Source organism: Aeromonas sp. ASNIH2 (assembly GCF_002934795.1).
Classification (GTDB): domain Bacteria; phylum Pseudomonadota; class Gammaproteobacteria; order Enterobacterales; family Aeromonadaceae; genus Aeromonas; species Aeromonas caviae.
The window spans coordinates 3,442,522-3,460,383 of sequence record NZ_CP026406.1 but is presented as its reverse complement, the minus strand read 5'-3'; the positions used below and the strand labels follow the sequence as shown (position 1 = coordinate 3,460,383).

Sequence of the window (17,862 nt, the reverse complement as noted above, 5' to 3'; positions counted from 1 at the left end):
CTGCATGACAAACCGGGCCCAGTGCCCGGTTTTTTTATGACCATCTTCCGCGGCTCATCTCCATCCGGCAGCTGGCCTGCGCACTCGTTCGGCATCCTTCACCAGAGCCTCGGTGCCGGCTCACGACCGTTTTCCGCGTAGTAGAGCGACGGCAGAAACTGCGCCAGATAGCTGAATTCGCTGTAGCAGTGGCGCATCAGGTTGAAACCTACCTCGTCCGGCACCTCGTCAAGCGGGTTGGCGCAGGCTTTGCCCAGCAAAAAACGACTGCGCAGCACACAGCCATAGGGGGTATCCCGCGCCAGGTGCAACATCTCGCCATCCAGCGGCGCCCCCTGCTCATCCAGCGCTACCTCGTCGCCAAAGCCGATACGGGCGCAGATGGCGGCAGAGAGAGCCTGCGTCTCCCGCGCCTCGTGTAGCGATTGCGGGGCGAACACCTCTTCGGCACCGTGGAACTTGAGGCGAGCTGCCACCGGCGGCAGCTCGGCAAGCCACTCCACCGCCTCTATGCTGGCTCCCACGAAGCGCTCCCCTTTTTTCCAGTGATGATCCCAGCCCCGGTGCTCGACGTGGTCGTGGGGGTGCCACCACCTGATGTGCTGGGTCGTCTCGAAGAAGGTGAACCACCAATCCAGCATGCGCCCCTTGCAGCCGTGCAGATCGGTGCGGATGGCGACCGTCAGCAGGCCGTCGGTGCTGCGGGTCAGACCCATTTCCAGGCGAAGGGGTTGCGGACTGAGCAACTCGTTGATGTCATTGACGCCCCAGGGGGCAAACAAGGCAGAAGGATGCATGATATGACTCCCATAAATTTAGGAAACGAAGTTCGTTTCCTAAATTACGCTATGCCTGTATGCTGGGTCTGTCAATGCTTTCCAGGAGCCCATATGTCGCACCAGAACGATGAAGAAACACGCTCACGAGGCCGTCCGGTCACCCCGGAAGCCGACCTTCGCGCCGCCCTCGCCGAAGCGACGCTGACCTTGTTGCTCAAGGGGGGCTACGGCGCTGCGACCGTGGATGCGGTGGCCAAAGAGGCGGGGGTTGCCAAGAAGACCCTCTACCGCTTCGCCGCCAATCGCGACGAACTGGTTGCGCAGGCGGTGCGCAGCTGGACCGATGCCTTTCAACCGGCCTTCGAGCAGGATGCAACCCACCCCGAGGCACTGGGAGAGATGTTGGAGCTGGGCTTGCAGGCCATAGCGGGACAGGTGCTGAGCGCACCGGCGGTGGGCATGTTCCGGCTGCTGCAGCATGAGTTCGCGGGGCGGGATGCCCTGCTGACGGCCTATCAGGAGAACGGTATTGCCCGCGGCAGAGCTACGCTGGCGGCGTGGCTACAGCGCCAGCAGCAACTGGGCTGGCTGCGCGAGCTGGACGCCGCCCAGACCAGCGATCTGCTGCTGGCGATGACCATGGCGGAGCCGCTGCGCCAGATGGCGCTCGGCTTGCTGGCGCCGGGCAGCGACATTCGCGAGCGCATCACCGCGGCCGTTGCGCTGGTGCTTCCGGGATTGGTGTGTGAATCTGCCCCTTCGCCAGTCCTTGGCGAGCCATCCGGTGCCTGACCTGATCAGGCCGGCTGCGGGGAAGATCTGATCCGGGGTTGCCCCCGCTTTCACTACCAGACGCGCACGGAAGCACGAGTGCTCCGTCAGCCTGCGCTCTCCTGCCACAGAGCCAGCAGGGGCGCAGGGATGGCGCCGTAGCGCAGGGTCGGTGTCTGGTGCCACTCCGCCAGCTTCTGGATGGCCTTGCCCAGATCCTGGGCCAGGCTCTGGGTGATCCTGACCCCGTCTTCCAGATAGAGGCTCTTGACCTCGAACACCCCCTCCTTGCGATGGGCCTTGGCGTCCATCCTGCCCACCAGCTTGCCGCGATGCAGCAACGGCAGCACGAAATAACCATACTGGCGCTTGGGGGCCGGGGTATAGCACTCGATGCGATAGTCAAAACCAAACAACTCGCTGGCCCGCTTGCGATCCCACACCAGCGGATCAAAGGGCGAGAGCACGGCGGTGTGGCTCGCCTTGAGGGAGCCCGCCTGGGCCCGGACCAGTTCATCGGCCAGGGAGGCGTGAACGAAGGCTCCGTGCTGCCACCCCTCCACTCGTACCGGCAACAGCTCCCCCTCGTCCGCCAGCTGGTGGAGCAGGGCGTCGTATTTCCCCCGTTTAAGGCGATAGTAATCCGCCACCCAGCCGGTCTTGACCAGCCCCAGCGCCCGACAACTGGCTCGCACCATGTCCCGCCGGGCGAGATCAGGACTCGGCAGATCCCGCTCGTCATTCCACTCCGGCATGACCCGCTCGGCGAGATCGTAGACCCGCTGGAAATTGCGCCGTTCGCGCACCATCAGCTGGCCTGCGGTAAACAGCACCTCCAGATGGCGCTTCTCCGGCTTCCAGTCCCACCAGCCGTTGCCCTTGCCCCCCTTGCGCTCGAAATCTGCCGCCCGCACCGGGCCATCCTGGCGTATGCGCTCGACTATCTGCGCTATCTCGCCGCCGTGGGTCTTGAGCCACTGGGCGGAGAACTTCCAGCCCATGGCGGCGGGATCCAGCATGCGATGGCGCAGCAGCCGGTAATCTTCCCGGGGGACGAAACAGGCCTCGTGGGCCCAGTATTCGAAGAGGTCACCATCGGCCAGCAGTTGTTCCAGCCAGCGCGGATCGTAATGGCCGAGACGGCTGAACAGCACCAGATAGGGGCTGCGGGCCACCACGGAGATGGTGTCTATCTGCAGCAACGCCATGCGGCGAATGCAGGCGAGCAGGTCGGCGGGGGTTGCTCTGGCGCGGCGCGGGGTCAGCAGCCCCTGGGCCGCCAGTTGCAGGTGGCGGGCGTCTTGCAATGAGAGGTGGGGGATCGACATGGAGATGGGGGCATCCGTTCCTGGGTATCAGGCAACCAGCATGCCCAACTCATGGCCAAATGAAAACGCTCGGCTCAGGGTTTGGTGAACACCGCCACATCGGCATGAGGAAACTCGACCTCTGCCTGCCAGCGGACCGCCAGGGCACGGAACGAGGCCTCGGCGAAGAAGACGATATGGGTGGGATCGTGGCGATAGCGCCAGGTCTTGAAGCGATCGTCCCCCAGCACCCGCTGGGTCTGCAACACCAGCACCCCGCCGGGCTTGAGGCAGCCCCAGAGCGTGTCCAGCACGGCGCGGGGGGTGGCGATGTGCTCTATCACCTCGGTGCTGGTGATGAAGTCGTATTGCCTTGTCAGGCACTCGGGGTCGTCGGCATAGAACTTGTCGTAGCCCGCCATCTCGAAGCCCGCCTCCCGCCCCATGGCGATGAGGGCAGGCCCGGGGCCGCAGCCAAAATCGAGGCCGCTGGCAGGAGGCGACACCCGGGCCAGCACCTCGCCAAAGGCACGCATCAGAAAGGTCCGGTAGCGGGGATCGTCCACCCGGTTGTCGTGCCCGTCATAGACCGCCTTCTCGGCCCCCTCGTCCAGGTGGTCCGCCTCGTCCATCCAGACCAGCTCGCACGCCAGGCAGCGGTAATAGCCCTTGCCCGCCACCGGCAGGGCATGGTGCCGAGGGGAGAGACATAGGGGACAGTGAACAGGGGATGACATGGCAGCTTCTCGGGTGGCGACAGCGGGGCAGATTGCCTGCCACGCCCGCTGCTGGCAACTGTTTTGTCTGGTGCCCCCATCGCCCCCCGTTCACCCCCCGCCAGTTTTTTTCGTCTTTTTTTGCGCCTTAAGGGTTTCTTAAGTTTGCCCTTTTACTCTCATCCCATCGCAAGAGAAGGAGCCAACCATGACCATCGAGATCCAAGCCCCCTACCGCTTGATCCTGGCCGAATCCCCGCAGCAGGTCATGGCGCTGCAAACCTATATCCAGGCCGCCTATACCCTCGAGTTCAACGCCCGCATTCCCCATTTCCTGCCCTGCCTGCTCGGGCTCTACCGGGCAGATGGCGTGCTGGTCGGTGCCTGCGGCCTCAACCAGGCCTGCCATGGCGAGCATGAGCAACCGCTCTATCTGGAGCAATATCTGGAGCAGCCTGTCGAGGCCGCCATCGAGACCCGTCTCGGGGTACGTCCGGCCCGCCACCGCATCATCGAAGTGGGCAATCTTGCCTGCAGCGAACCGGGTCACGCCCGCCTGATGTTTGCCGCGCTGTGCCGTCTGCTGTGTGACAACGCCCTGGACTACGTGGTGTTCACCGGCACCGCCAAGCTGCGCAACAGCTTTACCCGCCTGCGTCTCAACCCGGTGGAGCTGGCACTCGCAGAGGCCCATCAGGTGGGAGAGGATGCCAGCGCCTGGGGCGAATACTACCGCTGCCAGCCCAAGGTGATGGCAGGCGACATCAACCAGGGGCGCGAGGTGCTCGCACAGAGCAGCCTGCTGCTCAACCTGCTGGGGCCCATGCCCCGCCTTTTTAACCATGCCGACATCGACAGGAGGTGCGCGCAATGACGCTGTTCGACACCATCGCCCACCATGCCAGCCAGACCCCGCACCAGCCTGCGCTGCTAGGCAGCCAGGGTGAGCTGGATTACCAGAGCCTGTGGCAGCAGATCCAGCAACTGGCTGGCGTGCTGCAAGAGGCCGGCATCCGCCGCCTGGCCCTGCAACTCGACAACGGCCTGCCCTGGGCGCTGATCGATCTCGCCTGCACCTGGGCCGGCATCGTGGTCATCCCGGTTCCCCACTTCTTCAGTCCGGCGCAGCAGACGTGGCTGCTTGAAAGCAGCGGAGCAGACGCCCTGGTCGGCCCGGAGCACCAGGGGTGGCAGTCCGCCTCGCCCCTCGTGCTCATGGCAGGCAGGCCCGATGAACAGGCCGTGCCCCTGTGGCGCCGCATCCCGGCCCGCCTCCCCGAGCTGCCTGCAGGCACCGCCAAGATCACCTATACCTCGGGCACCACGGGGCAACCCAAGGGCGTCTGCCTGTCGCTGGAACAGATGACGGCGGTCTGCGGATCCCTTGCCCTGCGGGTGGCCCCTGCCCGGGTTGAGAAACACCTGACCCTGCTGCCCCTCACCACCTTGCTGGAGAACCTGACCGGCTTGTATGTACCGCTGCTGACCGGCGCCTGCAGCCGCATCCCTTCCCTGGGGGAACTTGGCTTCTCGGGCTCCAGCAAGCTGGATCCTGCGGCCCTGGCCCAGGCACTGCTGCGCTGGCCCAGCCACAGCCTGGTACTGGTACCCGAGTTGCTGCGCCTGCTGCTGGCCCTGTGCCTCAATACCCCTGCCCTGGCGACACAGCTCGGCACCCTGCGCTTCGTCGCCGTGGGCGGCGGCAAGGTCGCCCCCGAACTCATCGCTCACGCCCGTGCGGCGGGGCTGCCGGTCTACGAGGGATACGGTCTCTCAGAATGCGGCTCCGTGGTCGCCCTGAACGGCCCCCACGGGGATCGTCCCGGCAGCGTCGGCCTGCCCCTGCCCCACTGCCAGGTGACGATCGCCGCAGACGGCGAAGTCATGGTCAGCGGCAGCGCCATGCTGGGCTACCTGGGGGAAGAGGGCGAGACGGGCAGTCAGATCGCCACAGGGGATCTGGGTCGGCTCGACGAGGATGGCTATCTCCATATCACGGGGCGCAAGAAGAACGTGCAGATCACCGCCTTTGGCCGCAACTTCTCCCCGGAGTGGGTGGAAGCCCAGGCCCAGCTCTGCCCGGCCATCGCCCGCATCGTCATCTTCGGTGACGGTCAGCCCGCCAACGTGGCCCTTATCCAGCCGCTGCCGGGCAGCCAGTCCCAATTGCCAGAGCAGATTGCCCGGCTCAACCAGCAGTTGCCCGATTACGCCCGCATCCATCACTGGTTGCCGGTCGCCCTGGATCAGCTCCCCGGCCTCCTGACGGCCAACGGGCGCCCCCGTCGCAACGAGATTTATCACCATTTTTCCCGGCAGATCAGCCAATGCCTCACAGGAGAGACCTCATGAGCTTCTACCAGACCCTGCAACAAGCCACCGCCTGCGAGCGCGAACGCCTGTTCAACGCCCCCATCATCGAGGCCTGCCGCCGCGGCGACATCAGCCGTGACACCTACCTCGCCTTCCTGGCACAGGCCTACTACCACGTGCGCCACACGGTGCCGCTCCTGATGGCCACCGGCGGCAAGCTGGGGCAGGAGTACGAATGGGTGCGAGGCGCCATCAGGGAGTACATCGACGAGGAGTACGGCCATCAGGAGTGGATCCTGAACGACATCCGTGCTTGCGGCGGTGATGCCGAGGCGGTGCGCCACGGCCAGCCGGGCCTGCCCATCGAGCTGATGGTGGCCTTCCTCTACGATCAGATCCAGCGCGGCAACCCCATGGGCTTCTTCGGCATGGTGCAGGTGCTGGAAGGCACCAGCGTCGCCATCGCCCTGACCGTCGCCGACCAGCTCAAGAGCGGTCTGGGTCTGCCGCCCCAGGCCATGAGCTACCTGAGCTCCCACGGGGCCCTGGACCAGGAGCACCTCAAGTTCTTCGAATCCCTGATGAACCGGGTGGAAGATGCCGCCGATCAGGCCGCCATCATTCACGCCGCCAAGGTGGTCTACCGCCTCTATGGCGACATGCTCTATCAGCTCACGGGATCCTGCCAATGAAGCTTGAAGGCAAACGCATACTGCTGACTGGCGCCAGTGGCGGCATTGGTGAAGCCCTGGCCCATGAACTGGCGGCCCAGGGTGCCCATCTGCTGCTGCACGGTCGTCGGGCCAGCGCCCTGGAGCGCCTACGCCGGGAGCTGCCTCATCCGGATCGCCACCAGACGGTGACGGCCGATCTCGGCTCTCCCCATGAACGGGCGCAGCTGCTGCAACATCCGGCCCTGGACGAGGGGCTGGACGTGCTCATCAACAGTGCAGGCTGCAACCAGTTCGCCTGGCTGGAAGATCAGAGCAGCGAGCAGGTGACACGCCAGTTGCTGCTCAACGTCGAGGCGCCCATCCAGCTCACCCGAGCCCTGCTGCCCCGGCTGCGCAAGCCCGCCATCATCATGAACATCGGCTCCAGCCTCGGGGCCATCGGTTTTGCCGGCTACAGCGTCTATTGCGCCAGCAAGTTCGCCATGCACGGCTTCAGCGAGTCCCTGGGGCGGGAGCTGGAGGGAACCGGCATCAAGGTGCTGCACTTTGCCCCCCGCGCCACCCGTACCCACCTCAACTCCGAGGCGGCTTATGCCATGAATGCCGAGCTCGGCACACGGACCGACAGCCCGCAGGACGTGGCCGAGGAGGCCGTCATCGCCCTGTGCAACGAGACACGCCGCCGCTGGCTCGGCTGGCCGGAAAAGCTCTTTGTGCGGCTCAACAGCCTGCTGCCCGCCTTGGTGGACATGGCCCTGGCCAAACAGCGCCCGATCATCGAGCGCCACGCCCGCCGCACCGCCTCCCCAGCCCCCGATCACAGGAGCGATCCCGCCTGTGCGACAAACGAGAAGGAACATTGAGATGAAGCACGCCACTTTCCGTCCCCGATTTGGTCACGGCCCCCTGTTGCTCGCCCTGGGGGGCCTGCTGACAAGCGGTCTGGCCCAGGCCGCCGATGCCCTGCCCACCATTCAGCAGGAGTGGGCCCACTGTCAGTACCAGCAGACCGGCAACGCCAAGGAGAGCTGCCTGGAGAGCCTGAGTGCCAAGGCCGATGAGGCGAGCGCCAAGGAGGCATTTCGCACCGATCTGCTGATCTGGTCCGCCATCGTCAAGAGCACCTGGGCTGGGGCCAAGGGCGGCCTCGGCGCCCTTGGTCTGGTGAAGGAGGCCAAGGCCAAGCTCGAGATCGCCATCAAGCAGGATCCCAAGGCGCTGGAAGGCTCGGCCTACACCAGCCTGGGCTCCCTCTACTACCAGGTGCCGGGCTGGCCGGTGGGCTTTGGAGACGACGAGAAGGCGGAGAAGCTGCTCAAGCAGGCGCTGGCCATCAATCCCACCGGCATCGACCCCAACTTCTTCTACGGCGACTTCCTGCTGGATCAGGGTGACAAGGCACAGGCGAAGGTCTATCTGGACAAGGCCCTGGCCGCCCCGGCGCGCCCTGGCCGCGAGGTGGCGGACGAGGGCCGCAGAATGGAAATTCGCGAGCGTCTCGCCAAGCTGTAAACACAAGCAGCACAGTGTGCTATTTCAACTCTGCCCACCAGCTAGCATACTGGTGGGCAGTGTCGTTTGAGGGAGAGAACAATGCGGATCCTGTTGGTGGAAGATGATGTGATGCTGGGAGACGGCATGGTGGATGCCCTGCGCAGCAGCGGCTACACGGTGGACTGGCTCCAGCAGGGGATGCCGGCCCTCTCGGCGCTCAAGAGCGAGGAGTTTGCCGCCCTTGTCCTGGATCTCAACCTGCCGGACATCGACGGCATCAGCCTGCTGCGCAAGTTGCGCCGGGAGGGGCAGACCCTGCCCGTGCTCATCCTGACCGCCCGTGATGCCCTGGACGACCGGGTGCTGGGGCTGGATGCAGGCTCCGACGACTACATGGTCAAACCCTTCGCCCTGCAGGAGCTCAACGCCCGGCTGCGCGCCCTGGTGCGGCGCAGCAAGGGGCAGGCCCAGGCGGTGCTGGAGTACGGGGAGCTGCAGCTCTTCCCCGCGTCACAGCAGGTCACCTATCGGGGCGAGCCGGTCAAGCTCACCCCCCACGAGTACAAGCTGTTGCAGGAGCTCATCACCCAGAGCGGCCGGGTATTGAGCCGGGATCAACTGCAACAGAGCCTCTACGGCTGGGACGAGGGGGCAGAGAGCAACGCGGTGGAGGTGCACATTCACCACCTGCGCAAGAAATTCTTCCCCGAGCTCATCCGCAACATTCGCGGCGTCGGTTACATCGTGCCCCAGCTCGACGTCCAGGGCGCAAGAGGAGCCTCCGCCCCATGAGCCGTGTCCGTTCCATCCGCCGTTTTCTGCTCTCCGGCATCCTGGCCCTGGTCAGCCTCAGCCTCGCCATCAGCGGCCTTATCGGCTACCTGCAGGCCAACCACGAGATGGAAGAGCTGTTTGATGCCCGTCTCGCCCAGTCCGCCCGCATCACCAACCAGTTGCTCAGCCGCTATCTCAAGCAGAGCGGCGAGCTGCCGCGCAACGGCACCGTGTACCAGGAGTGGGTGCAGGCCGTCCCCGAGACGCCCCACATCGAGAAGGGCGGCTTCTTCCAGTTCGGCCAGGACAACGAGTTCACCCCCTATGGCCATGAATTCGAGCACAACCTCTACTTCCAGTTGCTGAGCGAGCAGGGCGCCGTGCTGCTGCGCTCGCCCAATGCCCCGGCCCAACCGTTGACCACCCTGGAGCGGGGCTTCAACAGCGAGACCAAGGATCACCACGAGTGGCGCACCTTTACCCTCTACAACGAAGGTGAACAGACCTGGCTCATCGTGGCGGAGCGGGATGACGAACGCAGCGAGCTGGCCAGCAAGATGGCCACCCTCACCATGCTGCCCCTCTTCATCACCCTGCCCTTCCTGCTCGGTCTGCTGTGGTGGCTGATCACCCGGGGACTGTCACCGCTGCACCAGCTGGCGCAAGCCATTGGCGAGCGTCATCCCGCCAACCTGAGCCCCCTCAATCTCGCCATCAAGGCCGAGGAGCTGACGCCGCTGGTGGGGGAGATCAACCGGCTGATGCACGCCCTCGCAGACACCCTGGATCGGGAGAAACAGTTCACCAACGAGGCCGCCCACGAGCTGCGCACGCCCCTCGCGGTACTGCGCATCCACAGCGAGAACGCCATGACGGCCGAGGATGATCAGAGCCGGGAGCAGGCCCTGCGCAAGATGCTCTTGGCCCTCGATCGCAGCGACCGGCTGATCCGCCAGTTGCTGACCCAGGCCCGCATCGACAACCAGCAGAGCCCGGCCCTCACCGCCCTCCCCCTGTTCCCCCTGTTGCAGGGCACCCTGGCGACCCTGGCCCCCATCGCCCTGAAAAAGGATCAGCAGCTGTCCCTGGAGGGCGCCGAACAGGTGCAGGTAATGGGACAGGCGATGTTGCTGGAGCTGATGTTCGGCAACCTCATCGACAATGCGCTGCGCTACACCCAGGTGGGCGGCGAGGTCGCCGTGGTGGTGAGCCAGGTGGGCAACCGGATCCGGGTGGATGTGCGGGACAACGGCCCCGGCATCCCCACCGCCGCCCTCTCCCGGTTGTGCGAGCGCTTCTTCCGGGTCAATCCCCAGCAGGGGGATGGCGTGGGCCTTGGCATGGCTATCGTCTCGCGCATCGCCCAGCTTCACGGAGCGGATCTCGACATCCACAACCGGCCCGAAGGGGGGCTCGAAGTGAGCGTGCTGCTGCCCACCTCGCGCCAGGCATGAGGGGTCAGCCTTTGCGCACGCCATGAAAAACGGGGGCCAGGCCCCCGTTTTTCATGGCTGCACCACCCTAGTCGCAGGTGGGCTGTACCGTGAAGGTCCGGCTCGAATCCACCGGTCCCAGCTCCGCCAGCAGACGGCGCCCCAGCAGCACCGGGTAGATCATCTTGCTGCGATCCCGCAGGGTGAACCACTCCTTGTAGACCTGGTCCCCGACGCAGACGGACATGGTCACCGTCGGGCGCTGCTCCATGCCGCCCGCCCCGCGCACCGTCACGCTGCGCTCCACAGGTCGCTCCACGCTCCGGCGCACCACCTTGTCGGTATTGGCATCGGTCAGCACCAGGTTGAAGCGCACCCAGGGCTTGCCATCCTTCTTGAAATGCTTCAGGTCGCGGGCATCCAGCGACGAAGTGAGGGCACCGGTATCGAGCTTCATCTTGACCGCCACCCCGTAGGGCATCAGCACCCCCTTCTCGATCCAGCCATAGCTGGTCTGGGTCGCCATCGCGCTGCCGCACAGCGCCCACATCATGGCCGCCGCCACCATTCTCTTGCCCATCATGCTCTCTCGCCTTGTCAGTCTTGCGCCCAGATGTATCACAGCCAACTGCCGGGTCAACTGGATTCTGGCGCGCAGGGGAGCTGGCTCTGGACGCGGTGCCAACAGGCGACAATCCATGCCGGGCACGGCGCGTGAGTGGGGAATGCAGCAGGAAAACGAGGGGAGAACAGGGTGCTGGATGACGCTGGCGGCCATCCTCAGGTTGTGACGCCAAAGGCTACCACAGCGGTGCGTGAATTATCAGTCTTGTTCTGACGGGATTTTTGCCTACACTGCTGTAAACCGGAGGGCCTGAAAACCACCGGTTTTTTTGCGCCTGCCGAAAAGTTGCCACTGCAAAGTGACCTCTCACACAAGGCTCAATAAGGAATTCGCAATGCGTATCGAAGAAGACTTGAAGCTCGGTTTCAAGGATGTCCTGTTTCGCCCCAAGCGCTCTACTCTCAAGAGCCGTTCCCAAGTCAGCCTGACCCGCCAGTTCACCTTCAAGCACACCCAGACCCGATGGCAGGGCGTGCCCGTCATCGCCGCCAACATGGATACCGTCGGCAGCTTCGCCATGGCGCGTACCCTGGCCAGCTTCGAGATGATGACGGCGGTGCACAAGCACTACAGCCTTGCGCAGTGGCAAACCTTCGTCAATGAGACCGACCCGGCCCTGCTGGGCCACGTAATGGTCTCCACCGGCACCTCGGAGGAGGACTTCACCAAGACCCGCCAGATCCTCGCGATGTCCAGCGCCCTGCGCTTCATCTGCGTGGACGTGGCCAACGGCTACTCCCAGCACTTCGTCGAGTTTTTGCGCAAGATCCGCGAGGCCTGCCCGAACCACGTCATCCTGGCGGGCAACGTGGTGACCGGCGAGATGGTGGAGGAGCTGATCCTCTCCGGCGCCGACATCGTCAAGGTGGGCATAGGCCCGGGCTCGGTCTGCACCACCCGGGTCAAGACCGGGGTCGGCTACCCGCAGCTCTCCGCCATCATCGAGTGTGCCGATGCGGCACACGGCCTGGGTGGCCAGATCGTCGGTGACGGCGGCTGCACCTGCCCGGGGGATGTGGCCAAGGCATTTGGCGGCGGCGCCGACTTCGTGATGCTGGGGGGCATGCTGGCCGCTCACGAAGAGTGCGGCGGTGAAATCGTCGAGGTCGATGGCGAGCCCTTCATGAAGTTCTACGGCATGAGCTCGGCCAGCGCCATGGACAAGCACGCTGGCGGCGTCGCAGAGTATCGCGCCTCCGAAGGCAAAACCGTGCTGCTGCCCTACCGCGGCCCGGTGGAGAACACGGTGCGCGACATCCTGGGCGGGGTGCGATCCACCTGCACCTATGTGGGGGCCAGCCAGTTGAAAGAGCTCACCAAACGCACCACCTTCATCCGGGTGCGCGAGCAGGAGAACAACGTCTACGGCAAGGAGTAAGTTCCTCCTTCGGCCCCGAGCCGACCGTTAGAAGCCAGCCAACCGGTGTGCTACCCTGCGCACCGGTTTTTTTGCATCTGGGACCCTGCGCCATGACAAGCCCTCTCCCCCCCTTCGACTGGGACATCTTCTGCTGCGTCGTCGACAACTTCGGTGACATCGGCGTCACCTGGCGGCTCGCCCGCCAGCTCAAACAGGAAGGCGCGCTCCCGGCGCAGAAGAGTGAGGTGCAGGTGCGGCTCTGGGTGGACGATCTGGTTAGCTTCGCCCGCATCTGCCCGGCGCTCGACCCCGCACAGGACGGTCAGTGGGTCGATGGCATCTATGTCCAGCACTGGCACGAGCGCCTCCCCGCCGACATGACCCCGGCCAGGGTGGTCATCGAGGCGTTTGCCTGCGAGCTGCCCACCCCCTTTATCGAACGCATGGCCGAGCAGACCACGCCCCCCTGCTGGATCAACCTCGAATACCTCTCGGCCGAGAGCTGGGTCGAGGATTGCCATGGCCTCGCCTCGCCCCAGCAGGTCGGCAGCCAGCGCCTCGACAAGTACTTCTTCTTCCCGGGTTTCACGCAGAAAACGGGCGGCCTCTTGTGCGAGCGAGGCCTCATCGTCGAGCGCGAGCGCTGGCAACAGGATGTTGCGGGACTGGCCGCCTACTGGGCCAGCCTCGGCCTGCCACCCCAACGAGAAGACGAGCTGCGGGTCAGCCTCTTTACCTACGAGAGCGAGGCGCTCAGGAGCCTGGCCGAGGGCTGGCGCCAGAGCGTCACCCCCGTCACCCTGCTGCTGCCGCTGGGGCGCTCCCTCGACGACGTGCTCATCGGCGCAGGGCTGGCAGAGGCCATTCCCGGTGCCCGGGCCGGAGATCTGCTCCAGGCGGGCAACCTCACCGTCAAGCTGCTGCCGATGACCGATCAGAGGGGCTACGATCGCCTGCTGTGGAGCTGCGATCTCAACCTGGTGCGCGGGGAGGACTCCTTCGTGCGGGCCCAGTGGGCGGGGCGCCCCTTCCTCTGGCATATCTACCAGCAGGAAGAGGATGCCCACATGGTCAAGCTGGACAGTTTTCTCGACCACTACCTCTCCCCCTTGCCAGCGCCGGCCGGTCAGTGGCTGCGCCGCTTCAACCATGCCCTCAACCGGGGGGAGCATACGGGTGAACTCTGGGCACAATGGCCTCAATACGCGGCCATATGGCAGCAACATGGGCGCACCTGGCCACAGAGGCTGCTGGCGGACGGGGATCTCGTCACGAGGTTGGTGAAATTTTTAGAAAGCCGTATATAATCTGGCAGTTTTTATCCGTCCGTTTCACGAACAGGAATTTTTTACATGAAAACCGCACAGGAAATCCGCGCTGGTAACGTAGTCATGATCGGCACCGAGCCGATGGTGGTCCAGAAGGCTGAATTCAACAAATCCGGCCGTAACTCCGCCGTGGTCAAGATGAAGCTGAAGGGTCTGCTGAACGGCAGCGCCACCGAGACCGTCTTCAAGGCCGACGACAAGCTGGAAGTCGTTCAGCTGGAGCGTAAAGAGTGCACCTACTCCTACTACTCCGACCCGCTGTATGTCTTCATGGACACCGAGTACAACCAGTACGACGTCGAGAAAGACAACCTGGGTGATGCCCTGAACTACCTGGTAGACGGCATGGAAGACCTCTGCGAAGTGACTTTCTACAACGAGAAAGCCATCTCCGTAGAACTGCCGACCACCATCGTGCGTGAAGTCGAGTACACCGAGCCGGCCGCCCGTGGCGACACCTCCGGTAAAGTGACCAAGCCTGCCCGCCTGAAGGGCACCTCCTACGAGCTGGCCGTTGCCGCCTTCGTGGAGATCGGTGACAAGATCGAAATCGACACCCGTACCGGTGAATTCAAGCGTCGCGTCAACTAAGTTGACCCCTTGATGTGATTGCAAAAAAAGCGAGCCAAGGCTCGCTTTTTTATTGGCTGGCACCTCACGGCCGACCTGATGAGAAGCCGTGCCCCTAGCGGCGATGGGCCAGTGCCCGCACCAGCCTGTCCCCCACCCCCTGTACCAGTTGCACCAGCAGCAGCAACATGACCACTGTCCCTGCCATCACCTTGTCGTCAAAGCGCTGGTAGCCGTAGCGGATCGCCAGATCCCCGAGCCCGCCGCCACCGACCACCCCCGCCATGGAAGAGAAGCCAATGAGCATCACCACCGTCAGAGTGAGTCCGGCCAGCAGCGCCGGCAAGGCCTCGGGCAGCAGCGCCTTGACGACCACGTGCCAGCCGCTGCCCCCCATGGCGAGCACGGCTTCGACGCGCCCCTTGTCCACCTCATCGAGGGCGCTCTCCACCACCCGGGCAAAGAAGGGGAAGGCCCCCAGGGTAATGGGGACGATGGCGGCGGTGCTGCCCAGTGAGGTGCCGACTACCAGCCGGGTCAGGGGGATCAGGGGGATCAGGGCGATCAGGAGCACCACGAAGGGGAGCGACCGCCCGATGTTGATACCGATCCCCAGCACCATGTTGAGACGGGGCAAGGGCAGCACGCCCCCGGGACGGGTCACCACCAGCAGCACCCCGGTCGGCAGCCCCAGCAACAGGGTGAACACGGCCGCCACTCCCACCATGTAGAGCGTTTCGAGCGACCCCTGATACATCAGTTCGAGCAAGGCATCGGCACTCAGGCGACTCTGCATAAACGCACCTCCTCTGTGACTCCGTGACGCGCCATGAAACGCCGCAGGATCTCGGGATCCGGCAACAGGGCCTGCCGCACGCGGGAGTCGGGGTTGGCCAGCAGGGTGCCCAGAGCGCCGCTTTCCACCAGCTGACCCCGTTCAAGCAATGCTGCGTGATCGCAGATGGCCCTGACCACCTCCAGCTCGTGGGTGATGAGCACTATGGTGATCCCGAGGCGGCGGTTGATGTCGGCAAGCAGCGCCAGCACCGACTCCGTGGTCTCCGGATCCAGGGCACTGGTCGCCTCGTCACAGAGCAAGTGGCGCGGATTGGCGGCCAGGGCGCGGGCGATGCCCACTCGTTGCTTCTGTCCCCCCGACAACTGGGAGGGAAAGGCGCGACGGTGCTCGCCAAGCCCCACCAGTTCCAGCAGCTCGCTGACCCGGGCAGCCCGCTCCCGGCGCGCCACTCCGGCGATTTCCAGCGGGACTGCCACGTTCTCCTCCACGCTGCGGGCGTGCAGCAGATTGAAGTGCTGGAAAATCATGCCGGTCCCCTGACGGTGGCGGCGCAAGGCCGCCCCCTCCAGGGCCGTGATGTCGCGGCCATCGAACAGGATGCGGCCCCGGCTTGGCCGCTCCAGCAGATTGAGGCAACGAATGAGCGTGCTCTTGCCCGCGCCGCTGCGCCCGAGAATGCCGTAGATGGCCCCATCCGGAATCTCGAGCGACACTCCCTCCAGAGCGGGTTGCCCGTGCCCCGGGTACTGCTTGCCGAGCCCCTCCAGCACTATCATGACTGCCGCCCGGCCACCGGGATCACCGACCCCTTGTAGCTCTTGCGAATGAAGTCGGCGATCGCCCTGGACTCCAGATCCCGCGCCAACTGGCGGATCCGCGGATCATCCTTGAGCGCCGGGGTGGTCACCAGGATGTTGGCGTAGGGATTGTTCTGGGCGCTCTCCAGCCCCAGGGCATCGCGAGCAGGCTCCAGCCCCGCCTCCAGGGCATAGTTGCCATTGATCACCGCCAGATCCACGTCGTCGAGGGAGCGCGGCAGCTGCGGCGCCTCGATCTCCAGGATCTTGAGCGCCTTGGGGTTGGTGGCGATGTCGTGCACCGTCGCCAGATCCCGCGCCGGATCTTCATGGCCAGCCTTGAGGGTGATGAGCCCCTCGTGCTGCAACAGATAGAGGGCCCGGCTCAGGTTGGTGACATTGTTGGGCAGGGCGATCACCGCCTTTTCCGGTACCTCCCTCAGGTGCTTGAACTTCTTCGAATAGATGCCAAGAGGCTCCACGTGTACGGTCGCGGCCACCACCAGCTCGGTGCCGAGCGCCTTCTCCTGATCCCGCAGGTAAGGGACGTGCTGGAAATAGTTGGCATCCACATCACCCGCCACCAGCAGGGCATTGGCATTGATGCCGCCGCTGAGCTCGATCACCTGCAGATCCAGCGAAGGGTCCTGGCGTTTCACCTCGCCGAGGATATCCGCATGGGGCAGTGGATCCGCGGCAACCCGCAGCGCCTGGGCTGCCTGGGCGGAGAGAGAGAGTCCGAGGGCCAATACCAGGCCGCTCAGGGAAAACAGTCCGTGCTTGTTCATCTTGTGCTCCTTGCCATGCAATCAATGGGTGGTTTCGCCGACCGCCAGCGCCCGGGGCGCCGGCAACAGATCGGCATGGTGGCGCAATGCCACATCAGGGTGAGAACGCAGCCGCCCCTTGAGGTAGTTCCAGCCCACCTCCCGCAGCAGCGGATTGTGCGGGTCGGTGGCAGGCCCCCTGGCTTCACGGGCCAGTGCCTCGGGCAGCGGATAGACGGGCACCACGGCGTCGAGCTGGGCCCCCAGGAAGAAGTCGATGGAGAGACGCTCCTGCCCCGGCGCCGACGGCACCACCCGGTGCACGGTCGCCCGCAGGTAGCCGTTGCTGGCGAGCTCCAGCAGCTCACCGATGTTGACCACGAAGGTGCCGGGGAGCGGGAGCGCATCGATCCAGTGATCCGGCGCCACCTCCACCTGCAGGCCGGGCTGGTCATCCTGCAGCAGGAAGCTCAGGAAGCCCGAATCCTTGTGGGGACCGACCCCCTGGGTGGCGCCCCGCTCACCGGGATAGCGGATCAGCTTGATATGTTCGTTGGGACGCTCTCCGTGCAGGGCATCGAAGGCATCTGGCGACAGTGCGAGCGCCTCGGCAAAAGCCCCGAGCAGGGTACGGGACATGCGAGTCATCTGCCCACGCCAGCGCGTCAGCACGGGTTGCAGTGTCGGCAGCGCCTCCGGCCACTGATTCGGCCCCTGCAACCGCCACCAGGGCGGATCGCCCGCCGCGCGCGGCAAGGCTGGGCGATCGGCACCGATATCAAACTGCTCTCGCCAGTCGGGTTGACCCCGGGTCAGCTCCGCCCCCGGTCGGTTGTAGCCACGAAAATGGGGAGAGTGGATCATGGCGACCTGCTGCTTGGCCGCCAGAGGCAGCGCAAAGAAGGCCCGCGACAGCTGCTGCACCTCCTGTTGCAGCTCGGGATCGATGCCGTGGCCGGTCAGGTAGAAAAATCCCGTCTCTCTCGCGGCATCGCGCAACGATGCCAGAAAATCGGCCCGGGCGTCGGGCGAGGCATCCAGCTGCCTCAGGTCGAGGATGGGCAAGTGAACCAAGGTGCTCATGGCGATAACGCTCCCTGTCGATGGAAAGTGAGGGTGAATCTCTCGTTCTGACGAGACAGGGGGGAGAATTCTCCGCCTGCGGCCAGTGGCGACATGCCCCGGCCCCCTGTCTGTCTGCCCTTACTGAACCATGTATGGGTCACGGGATGGAACAATCAAAACCGGGAATGCTTTGCCATTTGGAACAATCCCGGGCCCGTGTCCGGCCCGCCGGTCAGACCCTCTTCGCCACCGCCGATGTCGATGTGCCCCCTTGCCCTAAAGAAACCCCC

At 64.8% G+C, this 17,862-nt stretch carries 19 protein-coding genes; 11 read left to right on the top strand and 8 right to left on the bottom strand.

What is annotated here, in order from left to right; all coding sequences use genetic code 11:
• Positions 1–98 precede the first annotated feature (98 nt).
• Positions 99–797 carry a DAPG hydrolase family protein gene (locus C3F36_RS16570; RefSeq protein WP_104455475.1) on the bottom strand — a complete coding sequence of 233 codons (699 nt, stop codon included), beginning with the start codon at positions 795–797 and terminating at the stop codon, positions 99–101.
• A 93-nt stretch (positions 798–890) separates the two neighbouring features.
• Between C3F36_RS16570 and C3F36_RS16565 the strand changes: the two genes are divergently transcribed.
• On the top strand, positions 891–1,571 hold the full coding sequence (locus tag C3F36_RS16565) for a TetR/AcrR family transcriptional regulator (RefSeq protein WP_104455474.1): 681 nt from the start codon (positions 891–893) through the stop codon (positions 1,569–1,571).
• Positions 1,572–1,657: 86 nt separating this feature from the next.
• Here C3F36_RS16565 and C3F36_RS16560 read toward each other — a convergent pair whose 3' ends face one another.
• Positions 1,658–2,878 carry a winged helix-turn-helix domain-containing protein gene (locus C3F36_RS16560; protein ID WP_104455473.1) on the bottom strand — a complete coding sequence of 407 codons (1,221 nt, stop codon included), beginning with the start codon at positions 2,876–2,878 and terminating at the stop codon, positions 1,658–1,660.
• Positions 2,879–2,952: 74 nt separating this feature from the next.
• Positions 2,953–3,594, bottom strand: coding sequence for a class I SAM-dependent methyltransferase (locus C3F36_RS16555; protein WP_104455472.1), 642 nt, complete (start codon positions 3,592–3,594; stop codon positions 2,953–2,955).
• A 187-nt stretch (positions 3,595–3,781) separates the two neighbouring features.
• On the opposite strand from C3F36_RS16555, the gene C3F36_RS16550 reads away from it, so the two are divergent.
• The 7 genes from C3F36_RS16550 (at position 3,782) to C3F36_RS16520 (ending at position 10,282) form a co-directional block, all read left to right on the top strand.
• The gene (locus C3F36_RS16550) at positions 3,782–4,447 is read left to right on the top strand and encodes a thermostable hemolysin (protein ID WP_041215639.1); all 666 of its coding nucleotides are present in this window, start codon (positions 3,782–3,784) and stop codon (positions 4,445–4,447) included.
• Complete coding sequence (locus C3F36_RS16545) at positions 4,444–5,925, top strand: AMP-binding protein (protein ID WP_104455471.1); 1,482 nt, start codon at positions 4,444–4,446, stop codon at positions 5,923–5,925. The genes C3F36_RS16550 and C3F36_RS16545 overlap by 4 nt, the downstream gene beginning before the upstream one ends.
• A complete protein-coding gene (locus C3F36_RS16540; protein WP_039039563.1) occupies positions 5,922–6,578 on the top strand; it encodes a TenA family transcriptional regulator in 657 nt (218 codons plus the stop codon). Before C3F36_RS16545 ends, C3F36_RS16540 begins: the two co-directional genes overlap by 4 nt.
• A complete protein-coding gene (locus C3F36_RS16535; protein ID WP_104455470.1) occupies positions 6,575–7,423 on the top strand; it encodes an SDR family oxidoreductase in 849 nt (282 codons plus the stop codon). The genes C3F36_RS16540 and C3F36_RS16535 overlap by 4 nt, the downstream gene beginning before the upstream one ends.
• Position 7,424: 1 nt before the next feature.
• The gene (locus C3F36_RS16530; protein ID WP_104455469.1) at positions 7,425–8,072 is read left to right on the top strand and encodes a tetratricopeptide repeat protein; all 648 of its coding nucleotides are present in this window, start codon (positions 7,425–7,427) and stop codon (positions 8,070–8,072) included.
• 81 nt (positions 8,073–8,153) lie between these two features.
• On the top strand, positions 8,154–8,846 hold the full coding sequence (locus tag C3F36_RS16525) for a response regulator (protein ID WP_041215642.1): 693 nt from the start codon (positions 8,154–8,156) through the stop codon (positions 8,844–8,846).
• Positions 8,843–10,282: an ATP-binding protein gene (locus tag C3F36_RS16520; protein WP_104455468.1), complete on the top strand. Its 1,440-nt coding sequence runs from the start codon at positions 8,843–8,845 to the stop codon at positions 10,280–10,282. The genes C3F36_RS16525 and C3F36_RS16520 overlap by 4 nt, the downstream gene beginning before the upstream one ends.
• 67 nt (positions 10,283–10,349) lie before the next feature.
• Here the strand turns inward: C3F36_RS16520 and rloA3 are convergent, their stop codons facing one another.
• The gene (gene rloA3, locus C3F36_RS16515; protein ID WP_233759757.1) at positions 10,350–10,829 is read right to left on the bottom strand and encodes a retropepsin-like aspartic peptidase RloA3; all 480 of its coding nucleotides are present in this window, start codon (positions 10,827–10,829) and stop codon (positions 10,350–10,352) included.
• 391 nt (positions 10,830–11,220) lie between these two features.
• Here rloA3 and C3F36_RS16510 point away from each other — a divergent pair, with 391 nt between their 5' ends.
• The 3 genes from C3F36_RS16510 to efp all read left to right on the top strand — a co-directional run bounded on the left by C3F36_RS16510 (position 11,221) and on the right by efp (position 14,165).
• Positions 11,221–12,264: a GMP reductase gene (locus C3F36_RS16510; protein ID WP_010673790.1), complete on the top strand. Its 1,044-nt coding sequence runs from the start codon at positions 11,221–11,223 to the stop codon at positions 12,262–12,264.
• Between the two features lie 92 nt (positions 12,265–12,356).
• Positions 12,357–13,553, top strand: coding sequence for an elongation factor P maturation arginine rhamnosyltransferase EarP (earP, locus tag C3F36_RS16505; RefSeq protein WP_104455466.1), 1,197 nt, complete (start codon positions 12,357–12,359; stop codon positions 13,551–13,553).
• Positions 13,554–13,598: 45 nt separating this feature from the next.
• On the top strand, positions 13,599–14,165 hold the full coding sequence (gene efp / locus C3F36_RS16500) for an elongation factor P (protein ID WP_010673788.1): 567 nt from the start codon (positions 13,599–13,601) through the stop codon (positions 14,163–14,165).
• 94 nt (positions 14,166–14,259) lie between these two features.
• On the opposite strand, the gene C3F36_RS16495 is transcribed toward efp, so the two are convergent.
• From C3F36_RS16495 to C3F36_RS16480, 4 genes are read right to left on the bottom strand one after another with little or no spacing between them, the layout of a single operon-like run.
• Positions 14,260–14,940, bottom strand: a complete 681-nt coding sequence (locus tag C3F36_RS16495; protein ID WP_104455465.1) for a methionine ABC transporter permease — start codon at positions 14,938–14,940, stop codon at positions 14,260–14,262.
• A complete protein-coding gene (locus C3F36_RS16490) occupies positions 14,925–15,719 on the bottom strand; it encodes a methionine ABC transporter ATP-binding protein (RefSeq protein ID WP_010673786.1) in 795 nt (264 codons plus the stop codon). Before C3F36_RS16490 ends, C3F36_RS16495 begins: the two co-directional genes overlap by 16 nt.
• A complete protein-coding gene (locus C3F36_RS16485; protein WP_010673785.1) occupies positions 15,716–16,528 on the bottom strand; it encodes a MetQ/NlpA family ABC transporter substrate-binding protein in 813 nt (270 codons plus the stop codon). Before C3F36_RS16485 ends, C3F36_RS16490 begins: the two co-directional genes overlap by 4 nt.
• A 21-nt stretch (positions 16,529–16,549) precedes the next feature.
• On the bottom strand, positions 16,550–17,590 hold the full coding sequence (locus C3F36_RS16480) for an isopenicillin N synthase family dioxygenase (RefSeq protein ID WP_104455464.1): 1,041 nt from the start codon (positions 17,588–17,590) through the stop codon (positions 16,550–16,552).
• Positions 17,591–17,862 lie beyond the last annotated feature (272 nt).

Bases quoted from the DNA above. Each gene is read 5' to 3' on its own strand.
- C3F36_RS16570 (WP_104455475.1), bottom strand. From the start codon at position 797: ATGCATCCTTCTGCCTTGTTTGCCCCCTGGGGCGTCAATGACATCAAC.
- C3F36_RS16565 (WP_104455474.1), top strand. From the start codon at position 891: ATGTCGCACCAGAACGATGAAGAAACACGCTCACGAGGCCGTCCGGTC.
- C3F36_RS16560 (WP_104455473.1), bottom strand. From the start codon at position 2,878: ATGTCGATCCCCCACCTCTCATTGCAAGACGCCCGCCACCTGCAACTG.
- C3F36_RS16555 (WP_104455472.1), bottom strand. From the start codon at position 3,594: ATGTCATCCCCTGTTCACTGTCCCCTATGTCTCTCCCCTCGGCACCAT.
- C3F36_RS16550 (WP_041215639.1), top strand. From the start codon at position 3,782: ATGACCATCGAGATCCAAGCCCCCTACCGCTTGATCCTGGCCGAATCC.
- C3F36_RS16545 (WP_104455471.1), top strand. From the start codon at position 4,444: ATGACGCTGTTCGACACCATCGCCCACCATGCCAGCCAGACCCCGCAC.
- C3F36_RS16540 (WP_039039563.1), top strand. From the start codon at position 5,922: ATGAGCTTCTACCAGACCCTGCAACAAGCCACCGCCTGCGAGCGCGAA.
- C3F36_RS16535 (WP_104455470.1), top strand. From the start codon at position 6,575: ATGAAGCTTGAAGGCAAACGCATACTGCTGACTGGCGCCAGTGGCGGC.
- C3F36_RS16530 (WP_104455469.1), top strand. From the start codon at position 7,425: ATGAAGCACGCCACTTTCCGTCCCCGATTTGGTCACGGCCCCCTGTTG.
- C3F36_RS16525 (WP_041215642.1), top strand. From the start codon at position 8,154: ATGCGGATCCTGTTGGTGGAAGATGATGTGATGCTGGGAGACGGCATG.
- C3F36_RS16520 (WP_104455468.1), top strand. From the start codon at position 8,843: ATGAGCCGTGTCCGTTCCATCCGCCGTTTTCTGCTCTCCGGCATCCTG.
- rloA3 (WP_233759757.1), bottom strand. From the start codon at position 10,829: ATGGTGGCGGCGGCCATGATGTGGGCGCTGTGCGGCAGCGCGATGGCG.
- C3F36_RS16510 (WP_010673790.1), top strand. From the start codon at position 11,221: ATGCGTATCGAAGAAGACTTGAAGCTCGGTTTCAAGGATGTCCTGTTT.
- earP (WP_104455466.1), top strand. From the start codon at position 12,357: ATGACAAGCCCTCTCCCCCCCTTCGACTGGGACATCTTCTGCTGCGTC.
- efp (WP_010673788.1), top strand. From the start codon at position 13,599: ATGAAAACCGCACAGGAAATCCGCGCTGGTAACGTAGTCATGATCGGC.
- C3F36_RS16495 (WP_104455465.1), bottom strand. From the start codon at position 14,940: ATGCAGAGTCGCCTGAGTGCCGATGCCTTGCTCGAACTGATGTATCAG.
- C3F36_RS16490 (WP_010673786.1), bottom strand. From the start codon at position 15,719: ATGATAGTGCTGGAGGGGCTCGGCAAGCAGTACCCGGGGCACGGGCAA.
- C3F36_RS16485 (WP_010673785.1), bottom strand. From the start codon at position 16,528: ATGAACAAGCACGGACTGTTTTCCCTGAGCGGCCTGGTATTGGCCCTC.
- C3F36_RS16480 (WP_104455464.1), bottom strand. From the start codon at position 17,590: ATGAGCACCTTGGTTCACTTGCCCATCCTCGACCTGAGGCAGCTGGAT.